Annotated in this window: 8 protein-coding genes; all 8 read left to right on the top strand. The window is 75.0% G+C overall.

Going from position 1 to position 7965, the window contains the following annotated elements:
* Positions 1-507, top strand: a 507-nt coding sequence (locus VR44_RS30510; protein WP_052713900.1) for a class I SAM-dependent methyltransferase, incomplete at its 5' end; no start/stop codon positions are given.
* Positions 504-1910: a glycosyltransferase family 87 protein gene (locus VR44_RS30505; RefSeq protein ID WP_045950853.1), complete on the top strand. Its 1407-nt coding sequence runs from the start codon at positions 504-506 to the stop codon at positions 1908-1910. The genes VR44_RS30510 and VR44_RS30505, both read left to right, overlap by 4 nt.
* A gap of 32 nt (positions 1911-1942) precedes the next feature.
* The gene (locus VR44_RS30500; protein ID WP_045950852.1) at positions 1943-3235 is read left to right on the top strand and encodes a molybdopterin-dependent oxidoreductase; all 1293 of its coding nucleotides are present in this window, start codon (positions 1943-1945) and stop codon (positions 3233-3235) included.
* Entirely contained in the window at positions 3232-3777 is a 546-nt protein-coding gene (locus VR44_RS30495) for a hypothetical protein (protein WP_045950851.1), read from the top strand. Before VR44_RS30500 ends, VR44_RS30495 begins: the two co-directional genes overlap by 4 nt.
* A gap of 83 nt (positions 3778-3860) precedes the next feature.
* Positions 3861-4283: a hypothetical protein gene (locus VR44_RS30490; protein WP_045950854.1), complete on the top strand. Its 423-nt coding sequence runs from the start codon at positions 3861-3863 to the stop codon at positions 4281-4283.
* Positions 4280-6094 carry a GMC oxidoreductase gene (locus tag VR44_RS30485; protein ID WP_045950850.1) on the top strand — a complete coding sequence of 605 codons (1815 nt, stop codon included), beginning with the start codon at positions 4280-4282 and terminating at the stop codon, positions 6092-6094. Before VR44_RS30490 ends, VR44_RS30485 begins: the two co-directional genes overlap by 4 nt.
* Positions 6091-6960, top strand: a complete 870-nt coding sequence (locus tag VR44_RS30480; RefSeq protein ID WP_045950849.1) for a hypothetical protein — start codon at positions 6091-6093, stop codon at positions 6958-6960. Before VR44_RS30485 ends, VR44_RS30480 begins: the two co-directional genes overlap by 4 nt.
* Positions 6961-7070: 110 nt before the next feature.
* On the top strand, positions 7071-7883 hold the full coding sequence (locus tag VR44_RS30475; protein WP_045950848.1) for a DUF2182 domain-containing protein: 813 nt from the start codon (positions 7071-7073) through the stop codon (positions 7881-7883).
* Positions 7884-7965: the final 82 nt, after the last annotated feature.

The following is a 7965-nucleotide window of genomic DNA, read 5'->3' as shown; positions in this document are numbered from 1 at the left end:
GGCTGCGGCCCGGGCCGGCTCGTCGCGGCGCTGGCCGAACGGGGCCACCGCGCCCTCGGCATCGACGTGACCCCCGCCGCCGTGACGCGGACCGTACGCCGCGGCGGAACGGCCCTGTGCCGCTCCGTCTTCGAGCCCCTGCCCGGCGAACGCCGCTGGGACACCGCCCTGCTGATCGACGGCAACATCGGCATCGGCGGCGACCCCGCCGCCCTCCTCGGACGCACCGCGGACCTGCTCGCCCCCGGTGGCCGGCTGGTCGCCGAGGCCGCCCCCGTCGAGGTGGACGAGCGGTGCGAGGTGCGCCTCGACGACGGCCGGGGCACGCTCGGCACCCCCTTCCCGTGGGCCCGGGCCGGCCGCCGGGCCCTGCTGCGCCACGCCGAGGCCGCCGGCTGGCGCACCGTCGGCAGCTGGACGGTGGCCGGCCGGCACTTCGCCGAACTCGTCCCCGGGAGACGGCGCACCGCCGCGGCCGCCCGGACCGCCCCGGGGGACGCGCCGTGACCCGGCCGGCCGCCGGCCCCGTACGGGCCACCGCGGCCACCGCCACCACCGCCGTCCTCCTCACCGCCCTCGTCACGGCGCTCGTCCTCACCGTGCGCGAGGACGGGTACTTCACCGACCCGGTCGGCCTGTTCGGGCTGAACGCCGCCTGCTGGGCCCTGTTCGCGGCGGCCGTGTGGAGCCTGCGCCGGGTACCCACCCGGCACGCCGCCGCCCTCGTCCTCGCCGGCGGTGTCGCCGTCGCCCTGACCGGCCTGGTCGCCCCGCCCCGCACCAGCACGGACTCCTACCGCTACGCCTGGGACGGCCGTGTGCAGGCGGCGGGCATCTCCCCCTACGACCACGCCCCGGCCGATCCGGCCCTCCTGCCGTACCGCGACACCTGGCTGTTCCCCACCGGGCGGGCGTGCGGGAAGCCGGACCTGGCCGCCGTGTCCGAAGGCGTCTGCACCCGCATCAACCGTCCCCGCGTCCACACCATCTACCCTCCGGCCGGGGAGCTGTACTTCCTCCTCGTCCACGCCCTCTCACCCGACGGAGCCCGCCACAAGGCCTTCCAGGCGGGCGGCGCCGTCATCGCCGTCGCCACCACCCTGGCGCTGCTGCGCGTCCTGCGCCGCCGCGGCGACCCCCGTACGGCGGCGTACTGGGCCTGGTGCCCGGCCGTCGCCGTCGAAGCCGTCAACAACGCCCACGCCGACGCCCTCGCCGTCCTGCTGTCGGTGGCCGCCCTGGGTCTGACGGTCCGCCACCGGGTCCGGGGCGGCGCACTGCTCGGCCTGGCCACCGCCGTCAAGCTCCTGCCCGCCGTCCTGCTCCCCGGAGCCCTGTCCGGCGTACGCCGGGTCCGCGACGCCGCCGCCGTCCTGCTCCCCGCCGCCGCGGTCCTGTACCTGCCGTACGTCCTGCTCTCGCACTCCTCCGTCCTCGGCTACCTCGCCGGGTACGCCGACGAAGAGGGCTACCAGGACCCGTCCGCCGGCACCCGCTACGCCCTCCTGCGCCTGCTGCTCCCCGACTCCTGGGCCGTGCCGGCCGTCGTCGCGGGGATGCTCGCCGTCAGCGCCTACGTGATCAGGCGGGGCGACCCCGAGCGTCCGTGGAGCGGTGCCCTCCTGGTCACCGGGACCGCGTTCCTCCTGACCACCCCCGGCTACTCCTGGTACGCCCTCCTCGTGATCGCCCTGGTGGCCCTCGACGGCCGCTGGGAGTGGCTCGGCGTAGCGGTCGCGGGCGCGGCCGTCTATCTGACGGGCCGGGTCGCCCCGTACGCCTGCGCGGTCGCGTACGGCGCCGCCGCGCTGGCCGTCCTGGGCGGCTGGGCGGCGCGCAGGCACGCCGCGGCACGAGACCGGCCGCACCTCGTGCCGGACCTGTCCCCCGCACCGGGAGAGCACCGGTGAACCCACGCACCCGGAACCAGTGGAGGAACCCCATGAACCCCGTGAACCCCATGGACGCGAAGCACAGCGGTCCGGCCGCAGGGCCGCCACGGGGCCCGTCCCGCCCGGAGTTCTGGCGCAGCCCGCTGCGCGGCCCGTGGCTGACCGCGGTGTTCGGGATCGTCCTGCTCTTCGGCATCACGGTCGTCTTCGTCACCGGCCTGCTGTCGTACGCCGCGTACGAGCCCGACCTCGCGGCGGTCAACGACCAGACCCCCGGCAAGGGATGGCTGGGCTTCTACCTCTTCTCCTGGCCGACCTCCCCTTACTGGCTCTACCGGGTCACCCAGGGGGTGCACGTCACGCTCGGCGTCGTGCTCGTGCCCGTGCTCCTGGCCAAGCTGTGGTCGGTGATCCCGAAGCTCTTCGCCTGGCCTCCGGTGCGGTCGGCCGCCCAGGCCGCCGAACGGATCTCGCTGCTCCTGCTGGTGGGCGGTGCCGGGTTCGAGTTCGCCACCGGCATCCTCAACACGCAGCTCCACTACATCTTCCCGGGCTCCTTCTACACCCTGCACTTCTACGGGGCCTGGGTCTTCATCGGCGCCTTCGCCGTGCACGTGGCCCTCCGGCTGGGACGGGCCGTGCGGGCCCTGCGCGCCGGGCCGCGGCAACCGGACCCGGACAGCGAGGAGGCGGCCGGCCTGGTCTCGCCCCGCCCGGCCGCCCCCACCATCTCCCGGCGGGGTGCGCTGGGCATGGTCGGGCTGGGCTCCCTCGCGCTGCTCGCCGTGACCGCGGGGCAGAGCGTGGGCGGCTGGTTCCGCCGGACGGCCCTCCTGGCGCCGCACGGCCAGGAACCGGGCTCCGGCCCGAACGGCTTCCAGATCAACAAGACCGCCGCCTCCGTCGGCATCCGCCCCAGCGACATCGGTCCGGCCTGGCGGCTGACCGTGCGCGGCGGGGGCCGCCAGATCGACCTCACCCATGCCCAGCTGCTCGCCCTGCCGCAGCACGAAGCGCTGCTGCCCATCGCCTGCGTGGAGGGCTGGTCCACCGCCGACCAGCACTGGAGCGGTGTCCGCCTCGCCGACCTGGCCGCGCTCGTGGGCCTGGGCACGCACCCGCCCCAGGTCCTCGTCCAGTCCGTCCAGCGGGGCGGTTCGTTCAGCTCGGTCGTGCTGAGCGCCGGCCAGGTCCGGGACGCACGCTCGCTGCTGGCCGTACGGGTCAACGGGGCGCTCCTGTCCCCCGACCACGGCCACCCGGCCAGAGTGATCGTCCCCGGGGCGCCCGGAGTCCACAACACCAAGTGGGTCACCCGCCTCACCTTCGGAGAACCCGTATGAAGCCGCCCACCGCCGGCGCCGCCCCGCCCGGTTTCCGGCACCGCTACGGAGCGTCCCCGCTCCACCTGCTGCTCCTCCTCGCCTCCTTCGCGCTGGCCTGCTACGCGGGCCTGCGCCTGCTCGAAGGGGACACCCTCGGGGTGGCGGTGTGGTTCGTGGGAGCCGCGCTCCTGCACGACCTCGTCCTCCTGCCGCTGTACGCGGTCACCGACCTGGCCGTCCAGAAGCTCCTCGGACCCCGTGCGGGGCAGGGGACACGCGTGCCGCGGGCCGGCGTCAACCACGTCCGGGTACCCGCCTTCGTCTCCGGTGTCCTGCTGCTCGTGTACTGGCCGCTGGTACTCGGGCAGGTCGGCCACTACACGATCAGCACCGGCCTGCCGGCGGACGTGTTCCTGGGGCGGTGGCTGCTGATCACCGCCTGCCTGTTCGCCGCCTCGGGAGCCGTCCTCGCCGTGCGGCAGTGGAACGCGGGCAGGACCGCCCGTGACCACCCGTCCGCCAGGGCTTCCGCCGCCCGCGACGATCACCCGAAAGAGTGATCGTGCGCATGCCGTCACGCTCGATACGTTCGTAGGACGTGAGCAAGGGCGTTCCGGGAACGGGAGAGGGCCGGGTGGGGGAGATGAGCGATGCCGTGGAGGGCGGGTTAGGTTCCGGGCCGGACGCGGGTGCGGGCCGCTTCACCGCGTTGTCGGAGCGGTTGACGGGATTCGGCACCGCCGAGCTGGAAGCCACCGGACTCGTGGAGGTGTACCGGGCGGTGGCCGAGGAACAGCTCGGCCCGGCCCGGTACGAGCGGCTGCTGAGCGGACCGTGGCAGCCGGACGAGAGCGCGGACGGGGACCGGGCGGACGCCGCCCGGGCGGTGACGATCCTCTGGTACACGGGGAGCTGGCCGGGGCCCGCGCCGTTCGTGGTCTCGCCGCGCGCCCATGCCGAAGCGCTCGTCTGGAAGGCGGCCGGAGTCGTCGCGCCCGCCAGCGTGCCGGCGGGTTACGGCAGTTGGGCGGAGCGGCCCGCCGAGACCGAGGGAGCCGGGCGGTGAACCGGTACGACGTGGTCGTCGTCGGAGCCGGGGTCGCGGGTTCGCTCGTCGCGGACCGCCTCGGCCGCGCGGGGCGCCGGGTCCTGGTCCTCGAAGCCGGGGCGGCCGACTCCGCCGACCCGCACACCGCCTTCGTCGAGGCCACCGTCAAGGTGCCCGGCTCCGCCTACCGCCCGCACCCGGCCGCGGCCTGGCCCGAGAACACCGACATCGCCGGAGTGGACGGCACGCCCGGCTACCGGTCGGCGGGCCATCTGCTCCAGGACGGCCCGCTTCCGTACGCCAGCGGGTACGTCCGGGTCAACGGCGGCACCGGCAACGTCTGGACCGGGCTGACGCCGCGCATGCTGCCGGAGGACTTCGACACCGAGCCGTTCGGCTACGGGCGCCGCTGGCCGCTCACGTACGACGACCTCGAACCGTTCTACCGCGCGGCCGAGGAGGAGATGGGGGTGGCCGCCGACAGCGACGAGCAGCGCGAACACGTCGGCCTGCCGCTGCCCGCCGGCCACGTCTTCCCCATGCGGCCGATCCCCGCCAGCCACCTCGACCGGGTCCTGGCGGCGGGTCTGGACGGGCGCCGGGTCAAGGACCCGGTCGCCCTGAGCGAGGTGGAGCTGCGGGTGGTCGGCACCCCGCACGCCCGCAACGGCGTACCGGATCCCCGGTACGACGGCGGCCGCGGCTATGTCCCCCGGGGGCGGGACGGGCGGCCCGCCCCGGACAACCGCTGCGTGGGCCACGCGAGTTGCATCCCGCACTGCCCGTCGTACGCGAAGTACACGCCGCTCAAGACCCAGGGCCGGTGGAGTGCCTCCGTGACGCTCCGGGACCGGTCCGTGGTCTCGCGGGTCCTCGTCGACGGCACCGGCCGGGCCACCGGTGTGGAGTACCGGTCGTACGACGGCACGGTGTCCGTCGCCAGCGCCGACGTGGTCGTCCTCGCCGCGCACGCGGTGGAGAACGCCCGGCTGCTGCTCCTGTCCGAGCTGGCCGGGCGCAGCGGTCAGCTGGGCCGCAACCTGATGGACCACCCGGTCCTGCTGACCTGGGGCCTCATGCCGGAGGCCGTCGGCGCGTACCGGGGGCCCGGCTCGACCTCCGGCTTCGAGGGCTTCCGCGCCGGTCCAGGCCGCCGGGCGCGGGCGCCGTTCCGGATCGAGATCGGGAACTGGGGGTGGGTCTGGGCGAAGGGGCTCGTCGACGTCGACATCGCCGAACTCGTCACCGGACAGGGGCTGTTCGGGGCCGCACTGCGGCGGGCGGCCGGCGACCGGATCCGCCGCCAGTTCACCCTCCAGTTCGAGATGGAGCAGGGCGCCGACCCCGCCAACCGCGTCACCCTCCACCCCACCGAGCGGGACGCCCTGGGACTGCCCCGGCCCCTGGTCACATACGACCTCGACGGCCACGTCAAGGCCGGGATGGCCGCCGCCAGGGCCGTCTCCGAGCAGATCTTCGCCCTGCTCGGCGCCGAGGACCGCACCGACTACGCGCCGGCCGCGGCTTGGCCGGGCCGCTTCGAGTACGGCGGCCGCACCTACGGCTACCGCGGCGCCGGCCACGCCGCCGGCACGCACATCATGGGCGACTCCCCGGCGACCTCCGTGGTCGACGCCCTGCAGCGCTGCTGGGACCACCCCGGCCTCTACGCCGTCGGCTGCGGCAGCATGCCCTCGGTCGCCACCTCCAACCCGACCCTGACCATGGCCGCGCTCGCCCTGCGCAGCGCCGAAGCCGTCGAGGCCGGCCTCGCCGCCCGCGACCGGCCCGCCACGCTCACCCCGACCTCCCCCGGAGCCGCCCCATGACCGCCATACCCCTGCCCCCGGTGCCGGAGCCGTTCCGACTGCCCTTCCACTACGGGGCGTTGCACCAGCTCGGCGTCGACTGGCTGGTGGATCCGGGCCCGGTCCGCGACCTGCTGGCCAAGCACCACCCGGACCTTTCCACGGCCGAGTTCGACGACGGCCGGGCCCTGGTCTCGCTCAACTACCAGCTGTACTTCGCGCAGTACCCCTTCGGCGGAGGCATCACCCAGGAGATCGAGTACAACGTCATCGCGTACCCGACCGCCGACGCCGGCCGCCTCCCCGCGCTCACCTACGCCCAGTACGCCCAGGGCTGGGACCAGACCAAGCTGCTCGGCATCGCCCGCATCCACGTGGTCTGCGACAACCCCTTCGCCATCCGCGCCGGACGCGAGCTGTACGCGGAGCCGAAGTTCCCCGGCTGGTTCGAGGTCGCCCTGCCCTCCCTCAACGGCCCGGCGGGCGAAACCTGGACCGTACGCTGCAACGCCGCCGGCATCGGCCCGGACGGCGACACCCTCACCCGGGGCGGAACACCGCTCCTCGACCTCACGGCCGCGCTCGACGGTCTCACGCCCGTCCCCGCCAACCTCGCCCCGGTGACCGGGTACGGCACCACCGAGGACGGCCGCCTGCTGGCCGGCCCCATGAACGTCTACCAGCCCTACCGCTGGTACGACCTCGGCGCGCCGGAACACGCCGAGCGGACCCGCGTGACGGTGCACGCCCCCGAGGGGGACCTCGGACGCGACGTCCGCTCGCTGCTCGGCGACACCCCGGCCGCGGGCGCCTGGACCTTCCAGTCGGCCCCGGTCGCCGCTCACAACCGTGCCTACTACCTTCCCGCCGGGCGGCCCGTCGGCTGAGGGGCCGGCTCCGTCGTGGGGCGTCGGCCGTGTCGGGCCGGGCGCTGACCCGCCGGGGTTGCCGTCCCCGGGATCCGTGCTGTGCTGGAAGGGTCCGAGGGGAGTGCCTCATGCGTACGGCGGTGCGGCCGGGGGCGGAGGGGCAGCCGTTGCGGGCGGGGGTGCTGCTGCCCGTCCGGGAGCTCGCCGTGGCCTGGTCGCTGATCCTCGTGATCGCGGCCCTGGCCTGGGTGCTCACCGTGGGCCAGGCCCGGGGCATGGGGGTCGGGCCCGGCACGATGGGGATGGCGCTGCCGCTGTTCCTCCTGCTGTGGACGGCCATGATGGCCGCGATGATGCTGCCCTCCGTCGCCCCCGTCGCGGTGACCTGGGCCAGGGGGATCGCCCGCCGGTCCCGTGGTGTCACGCGGGCGCTGCGCACCACCGGGTTCCTCGCCGGCTATCTGATCGCGTGGACGGCGTACGGGCTGCTCGGGTACGGCGGGCTGGCGCTCACCGGCGCCCTGGTCGACCGGAACCCGGACGTCGGGAAGTGGATCGGCGCGGCCGCCTTCGCGCTGGCCGGGCTCCACCAGCTGGGCCCGCTCAAGGACATCTGCCTGCGGCACTGCCGCAGTCCCATGGCCCAGCTGATGCGGTACGTCTCGTACCGGCCGCCGCTGCGCGACCTGCGGGTGGGGCTGCACCACGGCGCGTACTGCGTCGGCTGCTGCTGGGCGCTGATGGTCGTGCTGATCCCGCTGGGCGTCATGAACCTCGCGGCGATGGCGGGCGTGGCCGTGCTGATCTTCCTGGAGAAGCTCTGGTACCGGGGGCCGCAGCTGGCCCGGCTGGCCGGCGCCGTGTTCCTGGTACTGGCCGTGCTGGCGCCCTTCCAGGACTGGCTGCTGCCGGGCCTGAGGGGTTCGACGATGCCGATGTGACGGGGCCGGCCGTCCCGGCCGAGCAGGGCCGTGCACCGGTGGACCTCGCCCCGTTCACGGGGCCGTCGGGCCGGGAGGGGGC

Origin of the sequence: Streptomyces katrae, assembly GCF_000966975.1 — a bacterium.
GTDB classification, from domain to species: Bacteria; Actinomycetota; Actinomycetes; order Streptomycetales; family Streptomycetaceae; genus Streptomyces; species Streptomyces katrae.
The sequence above is the reverse complement of the archived record's forward strand: the minus strand, read 5'-3'. Positions and strand labels throughout refer to the sequence as shown.

What these genes read in the sequence shown, in the direction of transcription:
- VR44_RS30500 (WP_045950852.1), top strand. Translation starts at nt 1,943, where the DNA reads ATGAACCCCGTGAACCCCATGGACGCGAAGCACAGCGGTCCGGCCGCA.
- VR44_RS30495 (WP_045950851.1), top strand. Translation starts at nt 3,232, where the DNA reads ATGAAGCCGCCCACCGCCGGCGCCGCCCCGCCCGGTTTCCGGCACCGC.
- VR44_RS30490 (WP_045950854.1), top strand. Translation starts at nt 3,861, where the DNA reads ATGAGCGATGCCGTGGAGGGCGGGTTAGGTTCCGGGCCGGACGCGGGT.
- VR44_RS30480 (WP_045950849.1), top strand. Translation starts at nt 6,091, where the DNA reads ATGACCGCCATACCCCTGCCCCCGGTGCCGGAGCCGTTCCGACTGCCC.
- VR44_RS30475 (WP_045950848.1), top strand. Translation starts at nt 7,071, where the DNA reads ATGCGTACGGCGGTGCGGCCGGGGGCGGAGGGGCAGCCGTTGCGGGCG.